This is a genomic window from Paracoccus methylarcula (genome assembly GCF_003007735.2).
GTDB lineage: Bacteria > Pseudomonadota > Alphaproteobacteria > Rhodobacterales > Rhodobacteraceae > Paracoccus > Paracoccus methylarcula.
Genome location: NZ_PXNQ02000003.1, coordinates 114200 through 133495, shown reverse-complemented (window position 1 = coordinate 133495; position 19296 = coordinate 114200). Strand labels below are relative to the sequence as shown.

Below are 19296 nucleotides of genomic sequence, written 5' to 3'. Positions count from 1 at the left end.
AGCATGACCGCCAAGTTGCGACTGACCACGGTTCTTGCGGCCATGGTGGCACTGTCGGCCTGCGGGGACCGGGAAGTCATCCTGCCCGGCGAACGGCTGGACCCCCTGGCCGTGGCATCGCCTGATGGACCGGCCGTGGAAGGGCCTGCCCCCGTCAGTTCCACGGCGCTGTCGCTGGCTGCGCCGCGGGGGAATGGCGAATGGACCCATCGCGGCGGCAATGCCGCCCACCAGCCGGGGCATGTCGCGCTTGGCGCTGGAACCAGCCGCATCTGGAGCGCGAATATCGGGCAGGGCGATGACCGGAAACATCGTATCACCGCCGACCCGGTCGTGGCCGGAGGGCGCGTGTTCACGCTGGACAGCCGGGCGACGGTGACCGCCACGGCGCTGTCGGGCGGCACCGCATGGTCGAGCGACGTCACACCCGCAGGCGACAGCCGCGACAGCGCCTCGGGCGGGGGGCTGGCCTATGAGGGCGGGCGCGTCTATGCGACGACCGGTTTTGGCGAACTCGTGGCGCTGGATGCCGCCTCTGGGGCCGTCCTGTGGCGGCAGCGGGTGGACGCGGCCATTGGCGGCGGTCCCGCCGTTCAGAACGGCACGGTCTATGTCGCCGCGCGCAACAATGTCGGTTGGGCGGTGCGCGCCGCCGATGGCAAGGTGCTGTGGCAGACCACGGGTGGGCCTTCTCCTTCGGGAGTGATGGGCGTCTCGGTGCCAGCGGTCCAGGGCAATAGCGTTGTCTTCCCGTTCAGCTCGGGACAGCTTCTGGCCGCCGATACCGAAACCGGCGCGACGCTTTGGACGGCGCAGGTGGCCGGCACGCGCATAGGCCGCGCCATCGCGACGGTTCGCGACGTGACGGGGGATCCGGTGATTTCGGGCGGCACCGTCTATGGCGGCACCTCGTCGGGCCGGATCGATGCGGTGGACATGACCTCGGGCATGCGGAACTGGTCCTCGCGCGATGGGGCCAATGGCCCGGTCGTGGTCGCGGGTGGCTCGGTCTTCGCGGTGAACGACCAGGCCGAACTGATTCGCCTGGATGCCGCGACTGGCGGAGTGATCTGGCGGATCGAGCTGCCCTATTACACCGATCAGAAAACCAAGCGGCAGGATCGCATTCATGCCCATTACGGCCCGGTTCTGGCTGGCGGGCGGCTGTTCGTCGCCTCCTCCGACGGCCTTCTGCGTGCCTTCGATCCGGGATCGGGGCAACTGGTCGGACAGGGGCAGATTCCCGGCGGCGCGGCAGCGGCTCCGGTCGTGGCGGGGCAAACGCTTTACGTCGTGACCCGCAGCGGCCAATTGCACGCATTCCGATGAGCTTTACCCTCGCCATCGTTGGCCGTCCGAATGTCGGGAAATCGACGCTGTTCAACCGTCTTGTCGGCAAGCGGCTGGCGCTGGTCGATGACCAGCCCGGCGTAACCCGAGATCTGCGCGAAGGCCAGGGGCGCTTGGGCGATCTGCGCTTCGTGGTGATCGATTCCGCCGGTCTCGAGATGGCCGATGACGACAGCCTGCAGGGCCGGATGCGCCGCCTGACCGAACGCGCGGTGGACGAGGCCGATATCTGCCTTTTCGTCGTCGATGCCCGGGCGGGCGTGACGGCGGCGGATGAGTATTTCGCCGATATCCTGCGCCGCCGCGCCCGTCATGTGATCCTTGCCGCCAACAAGGCCGAGGGACGGGCTGGCGAAACCGGAGCGCTGGAAGCCTATGCGCTCGGGCTCGGAGAGCCGCTGCGCCTGTCGGCCGAGCATGGCGAGGGGATGGACGATCTCTATCGCGCGCTGGTCCCGCTGTCCGAACAGGTCGAGGCGGAGCGTCCCGCGCCGATCGAGCCCGCGACGGATGTGGATATTCCGGAGCAGGAGGCGGAGAGCGGCGAGGGGGCCGAGGACTGGCGGCCATCCGAGGCGCGGCCCCTGCAGCTTGCGGTGATCGGGCGGCCCAATGCCGGGAAATCGACGCTGATCAACAAGATCATCGGCGAGGACCGGCTGCTGACCGGCCCCGAGGCCGGGATCACCCGCGATTCGATCAGCGTCACGACCGAGTTCATGGGCACGCCGATGCGGGTCTTCGACACGGCGGGGATGCGCAAACGCGCCAAGGTGATCGACAAGGTCGAGAAACTCTCCGTGGCCGACGGGCTGCGCGCCGTCCGCTTCGCCGAGGTGGTGGTCGTGCTGCTGGACGTGGCAATCCCCTTCGAGCAGCAGGATCTGCGCATCGCCGATTTTGCCGAGACCGAGGGGCGCGCCGTCGTGGTCGCCGCGAATAAATGGGACCTGGAAGAGGACAAGCCCCACAAGCTGAACGAGCTGCGCGCGAATTTCGAACGCTTGCTGCCGCAGTTGAAAGGGGCTCCGCTGGTGACGGTCTCGGCCCGGACCGGCAAGGGGCTGGACCGCCTGCATGCCGCGATCCTCAAGGCGCATGAGGTCTGGAACCGGCGCATCTCGACGGCCAAGCTGAACCGCTGGCTTGAGGCCATGACCGAGAGCCATCCGCCCCCGGCGCCGGGGGGGCGGCGGATAAGGCTGCGCTACATGACCCAGGTCAAGACGCGCCCGCCCGCCTTCATCGTGAAGGCACCCATACAGACAAGCTGCCCGACAGCTACCAGCGTTATCTTGTCAACGGGCTGCGGGTGGATTTCGACATGCCCGGCACGCCGATCCGGCTGTTCTTCCGCGATCAGGGGGTGGACAATCCCTACCGGGCGAAAGCGAACAAGATCAGCCAGTCGGGGGCGCTGTCAAAGCACAAGAACAGGCAACGTCCCAAGGGCGGATAAGGGATGGGGGCTGTCTGCCCCCATCCGGCTGGCGCCGGATTCCCCCGAAGCTATTGGGACAAGGAAGAAGCCCGGTTCAGGCCGGCCTGCCATCGGCGCCAAGCCGGGTCGCGCCGCCCAGATAGGGATGCAGGGCGGCGGGCAGATCGACCGAGCCGTCCTCTTGCTGGCCGTTTTCGAGCACCGCGATCAGGGTGCGGCCAACCGCCAGGCCCGAGCCGTTCAGCGTATGGACGAATTCCGGCTTGCCGCCGCCTTCGGGGCGGTAGCGGGCATTCATGCGCCGGGCCTGGAAATCGCCGCAATAGCTGACGCTGCTGATCTCGCGATACTTGTTCTGCCCCGGCAGCCAGACCTCAAGGTCATGGGTGATGCGGGCGCCGAAGCCCATATCCCCGGTGCAGAGCACCATGGTGCGATAGGGCAGTTCCAGCGCCTCCAGCACGGCTTCGGCACAGCGGGTCATGCGGGCATGTTCCTCCATGCCGGTTTCGGCATCGGTGATGGACACCATCTCGACCTTCTCGAACTGGTGCTGGCGCAGCATGCCGGTCGTGTCGCGGCCCGCGCTGCCCGCCTCGGAGCGGAAGCACTGGCTATGCGCCACCATCCGGCGCGGCAGGCTGGCGTGATCGACCATGTCGCCATACACGGTATTGGTCAGCGTGACCTCGGCGGTCGGGATCAACCACCAGCCCTCGCGGGTCTGGTAACTGTCCTCGCCGAATTTCGGCAATTGGCCGGTGCCGGTCATCATGTCTTCCAGCACCAGAACGGGCGTCCAGGTTTCTTCCAGATCGTGCCGGGTCACATGCAGGTCGATCATGAATTGCGCCAAGCGCGATGCAGCCGCGCCACGCCGCCTTTCAGCATCACGAAGCGGCTGCCCGACAGCTTGGCGGCGGTTTCGAAATCCATGCCGGGCCTGACACCCGCGATCTCGAAATGCTCGGCCGGGGCGAAACCGAATTCACGGGGCGCTCCCCAACGGTGCAGCTCGACATTGTCCTCTTCGTCCTGGCCGTCCGGAATGCTGTCCAGCGGCAGGTTGGGAATGCCCATCAGGACATCGCGAAGCTGTGCGTCCAGTTCCGCCGCCTCTGCCTGCATGCGGGCGACATCCGCCTTCTTCTCGGCGACCAGCTTGCGCAGGCGCTCGAACTCGGCCTCGTCGCCACGGCCCTTCGCGGCGCCGACCTCCTTGCTGGCCCTGTTCTGTTCGGCCTGCGCGGTCTCGGCCTCGGCGATCCTGGCCCGCCGTTCGGAATCCAGCGACAGGATGGATGCCGACATCGCCTCCAGCCCCCGCCGCGCCAATACGGCGTCGAAAGCCTGCGGATTCTCGCGGATGGACCGGATGTCATGCATGTCTGTCACCGTCAAAGCTGATTGTCACGGCTTTGACTAACCCATGTGGCAGCCGGACAAAAGCCTGCTTCTTCTTCATTCCAAATATCCCGGGGAGTCGCTGGCAGGCGACGGGGCAGAGCCCCTTGCGGCAATGAGCGGATATTCAGTCCGTGCAGAACAGGCGATACATCAGCCCCACGACTTCTGCCGCCCGCGGATCCGCGACCGAGTAGAGCCGGGCCTTGCCGTCGCGCCTGCATGTCACCAGCCCTTCCGCGCGCAGGCGCGCGAGCTGCTGGCTGACCGCTGCCTGCCGCTGGTTCAAGAGCTTTTCCAGCTCGCCGACGGTTTTCTCTCCGGTCGACAGATGGCAGAGGATCATCATCCTGCCCTCATGCGCCAGGGCCTTCATGAAAGAGGCGGCCTCGGTGGCGCGCTGCATCATCTCGGCGGTGCCGACCGCGTCTTCGGTGGTCCGGTCCGCTGCGCCGATCCGCGTCATCCGCCCGCCTTTCCAGAAGCCGCGGCAATGCCTGCATCGGTGAGCATGCCGTCGATGAGCGGATAGAAATACTGGTCGCCGGGATAACCTTCTAGCCGCGAAAGCTCGGCGCCGCCGCGCAAAAGGATGAAGGTCGGCGTGATGGTCGGGCGGCGGTCCAGCGCGATGCCATCGGGCCAGGGGCCGTCGATATCGACCCGCAACAGGGGGGCCGTCCGCCCTTCGGAGGATTTGGGAAAGCCGGGCCCGATCTCGCGGTCCCATGCCTCGCAATAGATGCAGCCTTCCTGCTCGACCATCATCAGGCGTATGGGCGCGGCCTGCCAATCCACGCTGTCACTGGCGATCCTTGGGGATTCGCCGGCCTCGGCCGGGGCGGTGGAAACTGCACCCCCAAGGACCAGCATGGCCGCCACAAAGATGGCGGCGGATTTCACGGCAATTGCCCGCATCTGCGGTCTTCCTTGCGATTTCACTTATGCATATCTACTCATCTTTGCATGTCTGGACAATGATCCTGTCGAATTCGACAGGCGGGCCCGGGGTTGCCATCGATTGCGCTCGGGTTGCCGAAAGCGGTTGCGGGCCAAACATATAGCAAAATGTGAATTTTTGGTTGCCAAAGTGAAGAGTTACCTCTTACCTTGGGCGCGATACGGGATACCGAAGGGAGGATCGCATGCCACGCCACGCCATTTCGGCGGCATTGGCGCTGTTGTCGGGGCTGGCTTTCGCCATGCCGCTGGCCGCAGAAACCGCGCCGCAGGACGTTTCTTTCGCCGAGGATGGCTTGATCGAGGCGCCGTTGTCGGAGACAGCCGGGGATCCCGAGAATGGAGCAGCGATCTATGCCGACAAGACCAGCGGCAATTGCGTCGCTTGCCATGCGATCAGCGACCGGACGGATGCGGAATTCCAGGGCACCATCGGCCCGGCGCTGGACGGTGCCGGAGATCGCTGGAGCGAGGCGCAGTTGCGGGGGATCGTGGCGGATGCCAAGAGAACCTTTCCCGATTCGATGATGCCCGGCTTCTACAAGAGTTCAGGCTATATCCGGCCCGGCGATGCCTTTACCGGCGAAGCGGGATCGGAGCCGTTGCCGCCCCTGCTGACGGCGCAGCAGGTTGAAGATGTCATCGCCTATCTGGCGACGCTGAAGGAGTAAGAGGAAATGAAGATCGACAGACGTGACGTCCTGGTCAGCGGCGCCTCGGCTGCCGCGCTTGGAATATTGCCATGGGCCGCTCTGGCGCAGGATGCGGAACCTGCGAAAACGCTGGACGAGCTGATCGCGGAATTCACCGGCGGGGTTGAGGCGACCGAAGGCGAAGGGATCACCCTGGACGCGCCCGAAATCGCCGAGAACGGCAATACCGTGCCAATCTCGGTCGAGGCCGAGGGGGCGTCCGAGATCCTGGTGCTAGCGCCGGGCAACCCGGTGCTGCCGGTCGCGACTTTCAAGTTCGGTGAACTGGCCGGCAAGCGTGCCGCCTCGACGCGAATCCGGTTGGCGCAAACGCAGGATGTCACCGCCGTGGCCAAGCTGGCCGATGGCAAGTTCGTGCGGACGGCGGCGAATGTGAAAGTCACCATCGGCGGCTGCGGCGGCTGAACGGACAGAAGGAGAATTCAGATGGCAGATAACGTCAAACCCCGCGTCCGCGTGCCGAAAACCGCCTCGGCGGGAGAGGTGATCACGATCAAGACGCTGATCTCGCACCAGATGGAATCGGGGCAGCGCAAGGACAAGGAAGGCAATGTCATCCCGCGGTCGATCATCAACCATTTCAGCGTGACCTTCAACGGTGCGCCGGTGATCGATGTGGAGATGGAGCCCGCGATCAGCACGAACCCATATTTCGAGTTCGAGGCCAAGGTGCCGGAATCGGGGGAGTTCGTGTTCAGATGGCAGGATGATGACGGCTCGGTCTATGAAGACAAGCAGTCCATCGAGGTATCCTGAGCGCGCCGGACAGCAGGCGAGGCAGCCCCGGCCCGTTATTCAAGGCCGGACGCCACCCAAGGGAGGAAAGACCATGACGACCACGATCCGCCTGAATCCCCGTGCCGCGATGGCGTCGGTCTTCGCGCTTGTCCTGTCATTGCCCGCCATGGCCGAGACAGAGCCCGAAACGACCGATCCCATCGTCATCAATGGCGGCGAGATCGAGCTGCCCACCGCCGTGCCTGCTCCGGATCATCTGGAAGGCGCGTTCGACCAGGTCTATTCGGGCTGGCTGTTCCGCGATTCCGAAACGCAGGCGATGCAGCTGGATGATTTCGAGAATCCCGGCATGATCTTTGTCGATCAGGGGATCGACGACTGGAACACCATCGAGGGCGAGGCGGGCAAAAGCTGCGCATCCTGCCACGAGGGGATCGAGAGCATGAAGGGCGTCCGGGCCGTCATGCCCAAGGTCAATGCCGAGGGCGAGCTGTGGTCGATGGAGGATTACATCAACGATTGCCGCACCAACCGGATGCAGGCCGAGGCGCTGGACTGGAATGGCGACAGGATGAAGAACATGACGGCGGCGATCTCGGTGCAGTCACGCGGCATGCCGATGGACGTGGCGATCGACGGGCCGGCCAAGCCCTATTGGGAACAGGGCAAGGAGATGTATTACACCCGCTACGGCCAGCTTGAACTCGCCTGCGCCAATTGCCACGAGGATCATTATGGCGACTGGATCCGGGCCGATCATCTGAGCCAGGGCATGACTAACGGTTTCCCGGTCTATCGCCTCAAGCAGGCGGCGCTGGTGTCGCAGCATAACCGCTTTCGGGGCTGCATTCGGGACACGCGGGGCGAGACATTCGCGATGGGTAGCGATGAATTCCGTGCCCTTGAACTCTACGTTGCGTCTCGCGGCAATGGCTTGCCGGTCGAGGGCGTCAGCGTTCGTCATTGACGATTGGCCCGCGCCGAGAAGTCGCGCGGGTCTTTTCAGTTCTGATAGTTTCATATATATGAATATGTAGGAGGATGCCGATGATTTCGCGCCGCGAGATGTTGCAGCTTGGCCTTGCCGGTTCGGCCGCATTGACGGGGCTGGGATTCAGCAACCTGCCCCGCGCCTTTGCTCAGCAGGCGCTGACGCAGGACCAGCTGCTGCAATTCGAGGATTTCGGCAACCTGACGCTGATCCATCTTACCGATTGCCACGCCCATCTGCGCCCGGTCTGGTTCCGCGAACCGGATACCAATATCGGCGTCGGCGATGCGAAGGGCCGGGCGCCCCATGTCGTGGGCGAGGCGTTCCAGAAGATGTTCGGGATCACCCCCGGCAGCCCCGAGGCTTACGCGCTGACATGGCCCGATTTCGCCGATCTTGCCCGGACCTATGGCCGCATGGGTGGCTTTGACCGGATCGCCACCGTGGTCAAGGCGATCCGTGCCGCGCGGCCCGCCTCGATCCTGCTGGATGGCGGCGATACATGGCATGGCAGCTATACCAGTCTCAAGACCCGTGGCGAGGACATGGTGCGGGTGATGAACCTGCTGGGCGCGCAGGCGATGACCGCGCATTGGGAATTCACCTTCGGCACCGAGCGGGTGCAGGAACTGATGGAGATGATGGACCAGCCATTGCTGGGCGCCAATATTTTCGACGCGGAATGGGATGAGCCCGCCTTTGAGCCCTCGAAGATATTCGAGACGGGGGGGCTGCGCGTCGGCGTCGTGGGGCAGGCTTTTCCCTATACGCCGATTGCCAATCCCGGCTGGATGTTCCCCGAATACAGTTTCGGCATTCGCGAGGAACGGATGCAGCAGGTGGTGGACGAGCTGCGCGCCGAAGGCGTCGATCTGGTCGTCTGCCTGTCGCATAATGGCTTTGACGTCGATCACCAGATGGCAAGCCGGGTGAAGGGTATCGACGTGATCCTGTCGGGCCACACCCATGACGCCATCCCCGAGCCGGTCGTCGTGGGTGACACGATCATCATCGCCAGCGGCAGCCACGGCAAATTCGTCAGTCGCGTCGATCTGGACGTGCGCGATGGCAAGATGATGGGCTTCCGCCACAAGCTGATCCCGATCTTCTCGGATGTGATCCAACCCGATCCCGACATGGCTTCGCTGATCGAGGAGATCCGCGCGCCCTACAAGACGGATCTGGAAGAGGTGATCGGCAAGACCGAGGGCCTTCTGTATCGCCGCGGCAATTTCAACGGTAGCTGGGACGACCTGATCTGCGACGCCCTGCTGTCCGAACGCGATGCCGAGATCGCTCTGTCGCCCGGCGTGCGTTGGGGGGCCTCGGTCCTGCCCGGCGACATCACCCGCGAGGACATCCATTCCGTGACCTCGATGACTTACGGACAGGTCTATCGCAGCGAGATGTCGGGCGAGATGCTTAAAACGATCATGGAAGACGTGGCCGATAACATCTTCAACGCCGATCCCTATTACCAGCAGGGCGGCGACATGGTGCGCGTGGGCGGGCTTGGCTACAGCATCGATCCCTATGCCGGTATGGGCAGCCGTATCAGTGGCATGACGCTGCTCAAGGATGGCAGCCCCGTCGATCCGGCGCGCAATTACGTCGTCGCGGGCTGGGCCTCGGTCAACGAGGGCACCGAGGGGCCGCAAATCTGGGACCTGGTCGAGAACCACATCCGGGCGCAGGGCACTGTCAGCCCGGCACCGAACAATTCCATCACCGTCACAGGAGACTGAGGGAGGAGCCACCCAAATGTCAAAATTCGCAACCACCAGCCGCCGCGGCGTATTGCGGGCGGGGCTGGCGGCCGGTGCCCTGTTGCCTGCCGCCAGCCTGTCGGCCCGCGCCCAAGACGGTCCCGACCCGCTGATTACCGAAGTGCAGGACTGGGCCCGCTATACCGGCGCGGGCGTGGATGAGACGCCCTATGGCCTGCCGATCCGCTTCGAGTCTGACGTCATCCGCCGCAATGTCCCCTGGCTGACCGCCGATCCGATCAGTTCGATCAATTTCACGCCGATCCATGCGCTGGACGGCACGATCACGCCCGCCGGTTGCGCCTTCGAGCGGCACCATTCCGGCGCGATCGAACTGGCCAAGCCGGATTACCGCCTGATGATCAACGGCCTCGTGGACCGTCCGCTGGTTTTCACCTATGCCGATCTGGAACGCTTTCCCCGCCAGTCCGGCGTCTATTTCTGCGAATGCGCGGCCAATAGCGGCATGGAATGGGCGGGTGCGCAGTTGAACGGCTCGCAATTCACCCATGGCATGATCCACAACATGGAATATGTCGGAGTGCCGCTGAAAACGCTGCTGGCCGAGGCGGGCATCAGGCCCGAGGGAAAATGGCTCTATGTCGAAGGTGCGGACGCGTCCTCGAATGGCCGTTCGATCCCGCTGGAAAAGGCGCTCGACGATTGCATGGTCGCCTTCAAGGCCAATGGCGAGGCGCTGCGCAAGGAGCATGGCTATCCCGTCCGCCTCGTCGTGCCAGGATGGGAGGGCAATCTCTGGATCAAATGGCTGCGCCGGATCGAGGTGACGCCGGGGCCGGTGGAGAGCCGCGAGGAGACCTCGAAATATACCGACACGCTGGATAACGGGATCAGCCGGAAATGGACATGGGTGATGGATGCCAAGTCCGTCGTCACCGCACCCAGCCCGCAGGTGCCGGTCCGGCATGGCAAGGGGCCTCTGGTCATCACCGGGCTGGCATGGTCGGGCAGGGGGGCGATCACCCGCGTCGATGTCTCGACCGATGGCGGCAGGAACTGGCGGACGGCGCGCTTGGCCGCCCTCGGCCAGCGCATGGCGATGACCCGGTTCTGGCTGGATCACCTTTGGGATGGCGAGGAAATGCTGCTGCAATCCCGTGCCATGGACGAAACCGGCTATGTGCAGCCGACCAAGGACGCGCTGCGCGAGATCCGGGGCGAGAACTCGGTCTACCACAATAACGGCATCCAGACATGGTGGGTGCGCAAGGATGGGAGCGCGGAAAATGTCGAGATATCTTGATGCCGTTCTGCTGACCGTTCTGCTGACCTCGCCCGCTCTCGCAGAACCGCTCGGATTGGGGCGCGAGGCGCTGCCCGAGGAAATCGCGGCATGGGACGTTGATGTCATGCCGGACGGGACCGGCCTGCCCGAAGGTTCGGGTGACGTGGCGAGTGGTGAAGGTCTGTTCCAGGAGAAATGCGCCGCCTGTCATGGCGATTTCGCCGAAGGGCTGGACAATTGGCCGGCGCTTGCGGGGGGCGAGGATACGCTGGATCACAAGGATCCGGTCAAGACGGTCGGCAGCTATTGGCCGCATCTGTCCACGCTATGGGATTATGTCCACCGCTCGATGCCTTTCGGGCAGGCGCAGATCCTGACGCCGGACGAGACCTATGCGATCACCGCCTATATCCTTTACTCGAACTATCTGGTCGATGAGGATTTCGTGCTGTCGGACCGGAATTTCTCCGAGATAGAGATGCCCAATGCGGGGGGATTCATCGTCGATGACCGCCCCGAAACCGAGTATCCGGTGTTCACGGCAGAGCCCTGTATGCGGGATTGCAAGGAAAGCGTCGAGATCACCATGCATGCCTCGGTCTTCGACGTGACGCCGACCGATCCGGCAGACAAGGACAAGACGGACCCTGTCAGCAAGACGGAAGAACCGCTTCCCGATCCCGAACTGATCGCTGCGGGAGAGAAGCTGTTCGCTAAATGCAAGGCTTGTCACATGATCGGCGAAGGGGCGAAGAATCGCGTGGGGCCTGTGCTGAATGGCACCCTCGGCCGCGAGGCCGGAACCCGTGACGGCTACAAGTATTCGCCCGCCATGATCGAATCCGGAATCACCTGGACCGAAGAGAACCTCCGCGCCTTTCTGGCCGATCCCAAAGGATTCCTGCCCGGCAACAAGATGTCCTTTCCCGGTGTGAAATCATCCGGGGATATCGAGGCGATCATCGCCTATCTGCGCGCGCAACCCTAGTTCCGCCCCCGGGGTGATACTTCCTTGTTCGATATATCCGGCGACGGGATGTGCCCCCACAGCAGGAACGCAAGCGCCACCTGTGACGCATTTGCGCGTCCTTACCCGATAATCCCGACCGGTGCTTTTCAAGACCCGTGAAAACTGGCAACAGGTTCCGGTCGCTGATGGCGCTATCGGCGCCGCGATGATTGACAGGTTTCAAGAGGCAGATTTTGACCCGACTCTCAGCTTCCCAGGATCTCCGCGACCGGATCCTTTATCACCTGACCCGCACACAGGGCCGCGAACCCGAGGCTGCCACGGTTTTCGACTGGCGGCTGGCCGTCAGTCACACGGTGCGCGACCTGATGATCGATCCCTGGATGGCGGCGTTACGGCGCGCGGGCGAACAAGGGGCGAAGCGGGTCTATTACCTGTCGATGGAATTCCTGATCGGGCGGACGCTTGGCGATGCGATCATCAACCTGCGGCTGGACGAGGCGATGGACGAGGCCCTGGGACAGCTGGGTCTCGACAAGCGGGAAATCCTCGAGGACGAACCCGATGCCGCCCTCGGCAATGGCGGGCTGGGCCGGCTGGCGGCCTGTTTCATGGAGTCGCTGTCATCCCTGCAATGCCCGGCGATGGGTTACGGTATCCGCTACGAACATGGGCTGTTCCGCCAGCGTTTCGAGGCCGGACAGCAGGTCGAAACCCCCGAGGACTGGTTGAACCAGCCACATCCCTGGGAGTTCACCCGGATCGATTACAGCTACACGATCGGCTTCAAGGGGCATGTCGAGAAGGCCGATGGCCGCGCCAAATGGCATCCGGGTGAAAGCGTGATCGCGCGGGCCTATGACATGCCGGTGATCGGCTGGAACGGCGAATGGGCCAATACGCTGCGGCTATGGGGGGCGCATCCGACGACGCTGCTTGACCTGCAGCGGTTCAACGCGGGCGATCACACCGCCGCCGCCGAACCCGAGGCGCTGGCGCGGACCTTGTCGCGGGTGCTTTATCCCGATGACACGACGGAAGCCGGCAAGGAGTTGCGGCTCAAGCAGGAATATTTCCTGACCGCCGCCGCCCTGCAGGATATCCTGCGCCGCTTCCTGTCCGAGCATGGCGATCTGCGCCTGCTGCCCGGGAAGGTGGCGATCCAGCTGAACGACACGCATCCCGCCATTGCCGGGCCGGAGCTCATGCGTCTCCTGATGGATGAGCATGGGCTGGGCTTTGAGGAGGCTCGCGACCTGGCGCGCGGCACGCTGAACTATACCAATCATACGCTTCTACCCGAGGCACTGGAGACATGGTCCACATGGCTGATGGGGCGGGTGCTGCCACGCCACATGCAGATCATCGAGATGATCGACGCCGATCACCGCGCCTCCACGGGCCGCCCCGATCATGTCGGCATCGTCCGGCACGACCAGGTGCATATGGGCGAGTTGGCCTTCATCATGGCGGGCAAGGTGAACGGGGTCTCGGCGCTGCATACAGACCTGGTGCGGGATACGGTCTTTGCCGATCTACACAGGCTGCATCCCGACCGGATCGTGAACCAGACCAACGGGGTCACGCCGCGCCGCTGGCTGCGCATGGCGAATCCGGCGCTGGCGGGTCTGATCGACGAGACCATCGGTGATGGCTGGACCGCCGATCTGGACCAGCTTCGCGGGCTCGAGGCCCATGCAGACGATCCCGCTTTCCGCGAGAGTCTGCGGGCGGCCAAGCGGCGCAACAAGCAGTGGCTGGCCGATCACCTGCTGGGCGATCTGGGGGTGAAGGCGGATCCTGATGCGATCTTCGATGTGCAGGTCAAACGCATCCATGAATACAAGCGCCAGCTTCTGAATATCCTCGAAGCCATCGCCCTGTGGCGGCGGATCCATGACGATCCGAACGGGGATTGGGTGCCACGGGTGAAGATATTCGGGGGCAAGGCCGCGCCGGGCTATTGGCTTGCCAAGTCGGTGATCCACCTGGTCAACGACGTGGCGGCAACCATCAACAACGATCCGGTGACCGGGAAATTCCTGCAGATCGCCTATCCGCCGAATTACAATGTCTCGATGGCCGAGATGCTGATCCCCGCCGCCGACCTGTCCGAGCAGATCTCGACAGCGGGCAAGGAGGCCTCGGGAACCGGCAACATGAAATTCACCATGAACGGGGCGCTGACCATCGGCACGCTGGACGGCGCGAATGTCGAGATCCGCGAACATGTCGGGGCGGAGAATTTCTTCCTCTTCGGCCTGACTGCCAAAGAGGCCGCTGCCGAGACCGCGCGCCCCGGCCATGCCCGCGCCGCCATCGAGGCCAGCGACGATCTGCGCGCCGCCCTGCAGATGGTGGCCGAGGGCAGGTTCTCGGGCGGGCAGGGCGATCCATATTTCACACTGCTGGACCGGACATGGAATGACGATCCCTTCCTCGTCGCCTCGGATTTCGACGCCTATTTCGCGGCGCAGCGCCGGGTCGATACGGCCTATCGCGATCCGGCGGAATGGGACCGGATGGCGGCGCTGAATATCGCGCGCTCGGGCTATTTCTCCTCTGACCGGACGATCAGGGGGTACATGGCCGATATATGGCGGGCCGGTCCGGTCGGGGTCGGGGAATAGCTCCCGGAAACCGGCATGTCAGACCATGACCGGCACCAGGTGATGATCCCATGCGCGGCCGCGATGCTTGGCCAGCGGATGCAGCTCCTCGCCCGCCCGCATCAAGCCGCCGAGGCCATCTGACAGGAAAAACCCCCGTGTCGCCGGGGCAATGCCGCAGACATCCTCGCGCTCGATGGCCCGCAAGTGCCGCCCGGTGTCGTCAAAGACCTGCACCCTCCCGCCACGCGGAGAACTGATCGCGACGCGGCGGCGTTCCGCATCGAAGGCGATGGAGCCGACATAGCCCCGCATCGCCACGGCCTCATATACCGGCATCCGGTCCAGAACCGCCGCCTCGCCGCGCCGGTGCAGCCCCATCAGGGGCATCCCGAGCGCCGGATCGCCCTGCCATTGCATCCCGAAGGCAACCAGCCCGTCCCGGCCCAGGGCGATATGGCGGATGGAGTTGAGGTGCAGGTCCTTGTCCAGTTCTACCTTTTCCAGCAATTCGCCATCGGGGCTGACATAGGCGAGGTTGGGCCGCATCTCGGGCACGTCCAGCTTGACGCCGGGCCGGTCGGGATGATTGCGATAGCCGCCATTCGCCGCGACCAGAACGTCTCCCGGCAAATGCTTGATCTCATGCGGCCCGACGCCATGGGTCGGGATCTCTCCCACGCGCCTCCAGCCTTTGCTCCGGGACCAGAGTCCGATCCGGCCCTGTCCGGTTCCGAAATCATTTTCCGAAGTGCAGAGGATATCACCACCCGCGATGAATGTGCCATGGCCGTAGAAATGCCGCCCCTCGGGCGCGACCAGCCGCGTCAGCACCTCGCCGGTGACGCAGTTCAGCACCACGGCAAAGCGGCCGGGACTGCGGGCAAAGGCCACGGCCTCGGGCGCGCTTGGATGGGCGGCGGCGGCATGGCCCCGGGCGGGCAGGGGAATGCGAAAGCAATCGCCGCCATCCGCCGCTATGCCGAACAGGGCGTAACCGCCATCGCCCTCGCGCGCTGCGCCCAGGATGGCGGGGCTGCCCGCATCCGCCCATGACAGGCGCGGCACGACCGACCCGGCAAGCAATGCGGCGATGAAATTCCGGCGCCCGATCATGACAATCCCTCCCGAAACCGCCTGAAATCGCCTGCTCTTTCTTCTTCATGCAAATATCCCCGGGGTCGCCGGATGGTGCGCCACTGGTTCGAGAACCAGCCGGCGACGGGCAGGCAGCCCCCGGCCATCGCGGGACGCAATCCCTTCGGCAGCCCGGTCACGCGTAACGCCATCCTAATCCCCATCCCTCGAATTGAACCCGGCACTCAGGCCCAGCCCGCCGCCGATCTCGGCCCGGGTGGCGTCGCCTACTGCACGGATCTGCTGTTGCAGGATCTCCACCTTTAGCCGTCCCTGCGGGGTTTCGACCCCGGAAAGCAGCGGATCGTCAAGCGCCCCGGCTGTCGCCAACGCCCTGTCGAATGCCGCCTCGGTGACAGGGATCGGATCGTCCGACAAGGTCACCGCAAGCCCGCGCAGGGCCTTCAGCGACAGGGTGATGTTCCGCAACGGACGGTCCGACCGCCAGGCTTCCGCGCGGGTCGGGCGCGGGCGGTCGAAGCTGCCCATCGGACGGCCAAGCCGCTGATCTGCGTCGAACTCGATCGTTGTCAGAAGCGCGGTGTAAAGAACCTGCGACGCCTCGCTTTCCGACATGTAGCGGGCATTCCCCTCGGCCCCGGCGGTCCGCATCAGCTCTGCATGTTCCCGCCAATCGGCCAGGATTTCCCCGGCCATGCGCGACAGGTCGGCCGAGATGGCCATCGCGTAGCGGCAATTGTAGTCTCCGGCCCCGTATCCCGACAGGGCATGGTCATAGAGCAGGCGTTCCAGCGCCATCAGCCCGCGCCCCGCGACAGAGACCTCGGGGAAGCTTTCCGGATCGTCAACCACCGGGTCGGCATCGGCGGTCATTCCCGCGACGGTGCGGGCGACCATGCCGCGCGGATCGGGCCAGAATTCGATGGCCAGCGCCCGGCCATCGGTTTCCAGCGGGCCAAAGGACAAATGCGACAGGCCCATCCAGGCGTCGAAAGCCTGTCGATAGGCCGGGCGCAGTGTCTCTGCCGTGCAATCATCCGCCGCCGTTTTGGCCAGATCCCCGGCGGCGACAGAGAAATCCTCGACGGCGGGCAGGATATGCTCCCGTATCGCCTCGGTCACGCCAGCCATGGCGGGCAGGGGGGCGAGCGCGGTCAGGGAGACAAGGGCAAGGTCGGGTAATCGCATCACAGGCTTTCCACGAATCGGATCAGGGCGGCCCGGTCCCCGGGCGGCATGGATATCACGCGGTCACGGGCCGGTTCCGCCTCGCCTCCATGCCACAGCACGGCTTCGAGAAGCGAACGGGCGCGGCCATCATGCAGAAACAGGCTGTGCCCGTTGACCTGCTCAGTCAAGCCCAGGCCCCAAAGCGGGGGCGTGCGCCATTCCCGCCCGCTTGCCAGCCCTTCGGGGCGGTGATCGGCCAGCCCTTCGCCCATGTCATGCAGCAGCATGTCGGTATAGGGCCAGATCAGCTGGAAGCTCTGCTCGGGCCGGTCCCTCAACCGGGCGGTGACGAATTTCGGACGGTGGCAATCGGCGCAGCCGGTTTCGTGAAAGACCTGCTTGCCGTGCAGCACGTCCGTGTCGTCCACCCCCTGCCGCCCAGGCACGCCCAGATTGCGGCTGTAGAAAGTCACGAGGTCGAGCCCCTCGGCATCGATCTCGGTCCCGCGCGCATCGCCATCGCCATGCGGAGCGTTGACGCAAGCGGTCTGCGCCTTGGTGCAGTCGCCCCAGCCATCGGGATGCAGCGGGTTCGAGATGCCGATATCCCCGGCGAATGCGCTTGCCGATTGTTCCTCGATCGTCGGCATCCCGGCCTTCCAGCCGAAGCGGCCCAGCATTGGCACGTCATGGCGAGCGGACCAGGCGATCTGCGCGCGCCCGGAAATGCCGTCGCCATCGCTATCCTCGGGATCGGCGCCCGCCAGGATATCGGCGGCCGGGATCGCCTCCAGCAAGCCCAGCCCGATCATCTGCGGGGCGACGCGCGGGCTGGTCATCAGGTCGTCACGCAGGGGGCCATAGGCCGGGTTGTCGATGGAATAGCCGGGCTTGCGCAAGGAGGCTGTCTCGCCGCCCGACAGGGGGATACGGATCTCGTCATAGGTGATGCGCATCCGCCCCTCGGCGGGGATGCCCTGCACCGACAGGTCCTGCAACTGCCCGCCATAGACCGGATCGGGGCGGGTCGGGGTGATGTCCTGTCCGATACTGGCCAGGTATTCCTCGATCTCGCTTGCGGCGGCATCCTCTGGCGCGGGAATCGACAGGCGCAGGAACATCGAGCCGCCCGGATCGCCCGCGATATCGGGCGGATGGCCGCGCCCGTCCTTGAGGTGGCAGTTCTGGCAGCCGCGCGAATTGTAGAGCGGCCCCAGCCCGTCCGAGGCCAGCGTAGAGGAGGGCGACGACACCCACAGCTTGCGGAACAGCCCGTTGCCGAGTTTGAAATCCAGCTCTCCCTCGAAGGAGATATTTCCCGAGGGCAGCGAAAAGGCATCGGCATCATCGCGCCGCCGCACGGTAGCCGCCCCTGCGGGATTGGCCTCGAATTTCTCGGGCGCCGTGAAATCGGTCGGCGAGGCGGTCACGGCCTCTATGCGGGCCGTTTCTTCATCGGTGCGCGCGATGGTGGAAAGGTGCAGATCCCGCAAAGCCAGTTGATCGGCAGTCAGCGGCGCGGCGGAGCAGATCAGCACCGCCAGCGCCGCCAAGCCAATCCTACTGGAACACGGCATCGGGATTGTCGAGGCTGTCCGAACCTTCAAACCCGATCTCTTGCAGCCCCAAAACATTCACCGCCCGCTCGATTTCCTGCGTCTGCGCGACCAGCGCATCCACGGCAGCCATGACCACGGCCTCGCCTTCCTTGTTGTCGCGAGCCAGCATCTGGTCATAGGACTCGCCCTGATCGACCCTGTCCCAGATTGCCTGCAGCTTGTCCACCGAATCGGCGATATCCGTGGTCACGGCCTCTGCGACCTCCGGGTCCGCCTCGGCCACCAGGTCGCGCAGCGATTCCCCGGTCACCTCGGTGCCATCCGTGCGCGTGTAATGGCCCATCCAGACATTCTGGACACTGATGCCGTCATAGAAATGGCTTTCATGCGTGTTGTCCGAGAAGCAGTCATGCTCTTCCTCGGGGTCATTCAGCATCAGGCCCAGCTTCATCCGTTCGCCTGCAAGTTCGCCATAGGAGAGGCTGCCCATTCCGGTCAGCATGGCAGAGATCGCGGCATCGGGATCGGCGGTCAGCGATGTCGCGGCCTCGCCGCCCTCGGCCCATTGCGCGGCCATCCATTCCAGGTCGCTGACCAGCAGATCGGTGGCGGCCTTCAGATAGGCGCCGCGCCGGTCGCAATTGCCGCCGGTGCAATCCTCGCCCGAGGCGTAATCCGTCCAGGGCCGTTCGCCCGCGCCGGCATCGGTGCCGTTCAGGTCCTGCCCCCAAAGCAGGAATTCGATGGCGTGATAGCCGGTGGCGACATTGGCCTCGATCCCGTCGGCCTCCTGCAATTGTTCGGACAGCAGCTCCGGCGTGATCTCGGAAGCGTCCACCTCTTCGCCCGAAAGCGTGAAGCTGGGTGATGCGATCACGTTCAGGGCCGCATATTCGTTTTCATCCGTCGCGCCGCCATAGGAGGCATCGACATAATCGATCAGCCCCTCGTCCAGCGGCCAGGCATTCACCTTGCCCTCCCAGTCATCGACGATGGCATTGCCGAAACGATAGGCCTCGGTCTGCATATAGGGCACCCGCGCGGCAATCCACGCGTCGCGGGCGGCGGCCAGTGTATCCTCGGACGGCTCGGCCAGCAGCGCATCGATGGCGGTTTGCAATTCCTGCGCCTTGGTCAGGCTGTCCTCGTAGGCGGCATGGGCGATGGAGACATAGGTCTGCACGACTTCGGGCTTGCCCGCGAATGCGGGCATCGCGACGGCACAGGCCAGCGCGGAGATGGCGACGGTGGTTTTCATTCTGTCCTCCCGGGTGACATGGC

General features: G+C 64.6%; 15 protein-coding genes and 2 pseudogenes. 10 read left to right on the top strand and 7 right to left on the bottom strand.

Going from position 1 to position 19296, the window contains the following annotated elements; genetic code table 11:
• Nucleotides 1-3: 3 nt before the first annotated feature.
• Nucleotides 4-1329, top strand: coding sequence for a PQQ-like beta-propeller repeat protein (locus A7A09_RS06135; RefSeq protein ID WP_106690773.1), 1326 nt, complete (start codon nucleotides 4-6; stop codon nucleotides 1327-1329).
• Nucleotides 1326-2809: pseudogene (der, locus tag A7A09_RS06130) on the top strand (ribosome biogenesis GTPase Der). The gene A7A09_RS06135 and the pseudogene der overlap by 4 nt, the downstream one beginning before the upstream one ends.
• A 76-nt stretch (nucleotides 2810-2885) precedes the next feature.
• Here the strand turns inward: der and serS are convergent.
• The 3 genes and pseudogenes from serS to A7A09_RS06115 all read right to left on the bottom strand — a co-directional run bounded on the left by serS (nucleotide 2886) and on the right by A7A09_RS06115 (nucleotide 5113).
• Nucleotides 2886-4177, bottom strand: a pseudogene (gene serS, locus A7A09_RS06125) (serine--tRNA ligase).
• 145 nt (nucleotides 4178-4322) lie between these two features.
• Entirely contained in the window at nucleotides 4323-4661 is a 339-nt protein-coding gene (locus A7A09_RS06120; protein WP_245999175.1) for an ArsR/SmtB family transcription factor, read from the bottom strand.
• Nucleotides 4658-5113 carry a thioredoxin domain-containing protein gene (locus tag A7A09_RS06115; RefSeq protein ID WP_245999173.1) on the bottom strand — a complete coding sequence of 152 codons (456 nt, stop codon included), beginning with the start codon at nucleotides 5111-5113 and terminating at the stop codon, nucleotides 4658-4660. The genes A7A09_RS06120 and A7A09_RS06115 overlap by 4 nt, the downstream gene beginning before the upstream one ends.
• A gap of 227 nt (nucleotides 5114-5340) precedes the next feature.
• Here A7A09_RS06115 and soxX point away from each other — a divergent pair, with 227 nt between their 5' ends.
• The 8 genes from soxX (at nucleotide 5341) to A7A09_RS06075 (ending at nucleotide 14209) form a co-directional block, all read left to right on the top strand.
• Nucleotides 5341-5826 (top strand): sulfur oxidation c-type cytochrome SoxX, encoded by a 486-nt coding sequence (soxX, locus tag A7A09_RS06110; protein ID WP_106690554.1) that lies wholly within the window; start codon nucleotides 5341-5343, stop codon nucleotides 5824-5826.
• A gap of 6 nt (nucleotides 5827-5832) precedes the next feature.
• The gene (gene soxY, locus A7A09_RS06105; protein WP_106690553.1) at nucleotides 5833-6273 is read left to right on the top strand and encodes a thiosulfate oxidation carrier protein SoxY; all 441 of its coding nucleotides are present in this window, start codon (nucleotides 5833-5835) and stop codon (nucleotides 6271-6273) included.
• Nucleotides 6274-6294: 21 nt separating this feature from the next.
• Entirely contained in the window at nucleotides 6295-6624 is a 330-nt protein-coding gene (gene soxZ / locus A7A09_RS06100) for a thiosulfate oxidation carrier complex protein SoxZ (RefSeq protein ID WP_106690552.1), read from the top strand.
• A gap of 73 nt (nucleotides 6625-6697) precedes the next feature.
• Entirely contained in the window at nucleotides 6698-7573 is an 876-nt protein-coding gene (gene soxA, locus A7A09_RS06095) for a sulfur oxidation c-type cytochrome SoxA (RefSeq protein ID WP_245999171.1), read from the top strand.
• Nucleotides 7574-7653: 80 nt separating this feature from the next.
• The gene (gene soxB, locus A7A09_RS06090; RefSeq protein WP_106690769.1) at nucleotides 7654-9342 is read left to right on the top strand and encodes a thiosulfohydrolase SoxB; all 1689 of its coding nucleotides are present in this window, start codon (nucleotides 7654-7656) and stop codon (nucleotides 9340-9342) included.
• Nucleotides 9343-9358: 16 nt separating this feature from the next.
• Nucleotides 9359-10627, top strand: coding sequence for a sulfite dehydrogenase (soxC, locus tag A7A09_RS06085; RefSeq protein WP_106690551.1), 1269 nt, complete (start codon nucleotides 9359-9361; stop codon nucleotides 10625-10627).
• Entirely contained in the window at nucleotides 10611-11597 is a 987-nt protein-coding gene (locus A7A09_RS06080; protein ID WP_106690550.1) for a c-type cytochrome, read from the top strand. Before soxC ends, A7A09_RS06080 begins: the two co-directional genes overlap by 17 nt.
• Nucleotides 11598-11812: 215 nt before the next feature.
• Nucleotides 11813-14209: a glycogen/starch/alpha-glucan phosphorylase gene (locus A7A09_RS06075; protein WP_106690768.1), complete on the top strand. Its 2397-nt coding sequence runs from the start codon at nucleotides 11813-11815 to the stop codon at nucleotides 14207-14209.
• An 18-nt stretch (nucleotides 14210-14227) separates the two neighbouring features.
• Here the strand turns inward: A7A09_RS06075 and A7A09_RS06070 are convergent, their stop codons facing one another.
• From A7A09_RS06070 to A7A09_RS06055, 4 genes are all read right to left on the bottom strand, one after another.
• Nucleotides 14228-15304 carry a DUF1513 domain-containing protein gene (locus A7A09_RS06070; RefSeq protein WP_106690549.1) on the bottom strand — a complete coding sequence of 359 codons (1077 nt, stop codon included), beginning with the start codon at nucleotides 15302-15304 and terminating at the stop codon, nucleotides 14228-14230.
• Between the two features lie 174 nt (nucleotides 15305-15478).
• Complete coding sequence (locus tag A7A09_RS06065; RefSeq protein WP_106690548.1) at nucleotides 15479-16474, bottom strand: imelysin family protein; 996 nt, start codon at nucleotides 16472-16474, stop codon at nucleotides 15479-15481.
• Nucleotides 16474-18033, bottom strand: coding sequence for a di-heme oxidoreductase family protein (locus A7A09_RS06060; RefSeq protein ID WP_106690547.1), 1560 nt, complete (start codon nucleotides 18031-18033; stop codon nucleotides 16474-16476). Before A7A09_RS06060 ends, A7A09_RS06065 begins: the two co-directional genes overlap by 1 nt.
• A complete protein-coding gene (locus A7A09_RS06055) occupies nucleotides 18017-19273 on the bottom strand; it encodes an imelysin family protein (RefSeq protein ID WP_106690546.1) in 1257 nt (418 codons plus the stop codon). Before A7A09_RS06055 ends, A7A09_RS06060 begins: the two co-directional genes overlap by 17 nt.
• Between the last annotated feature and the right edge of the window lie 23 nt (nucleotides 19274-19296).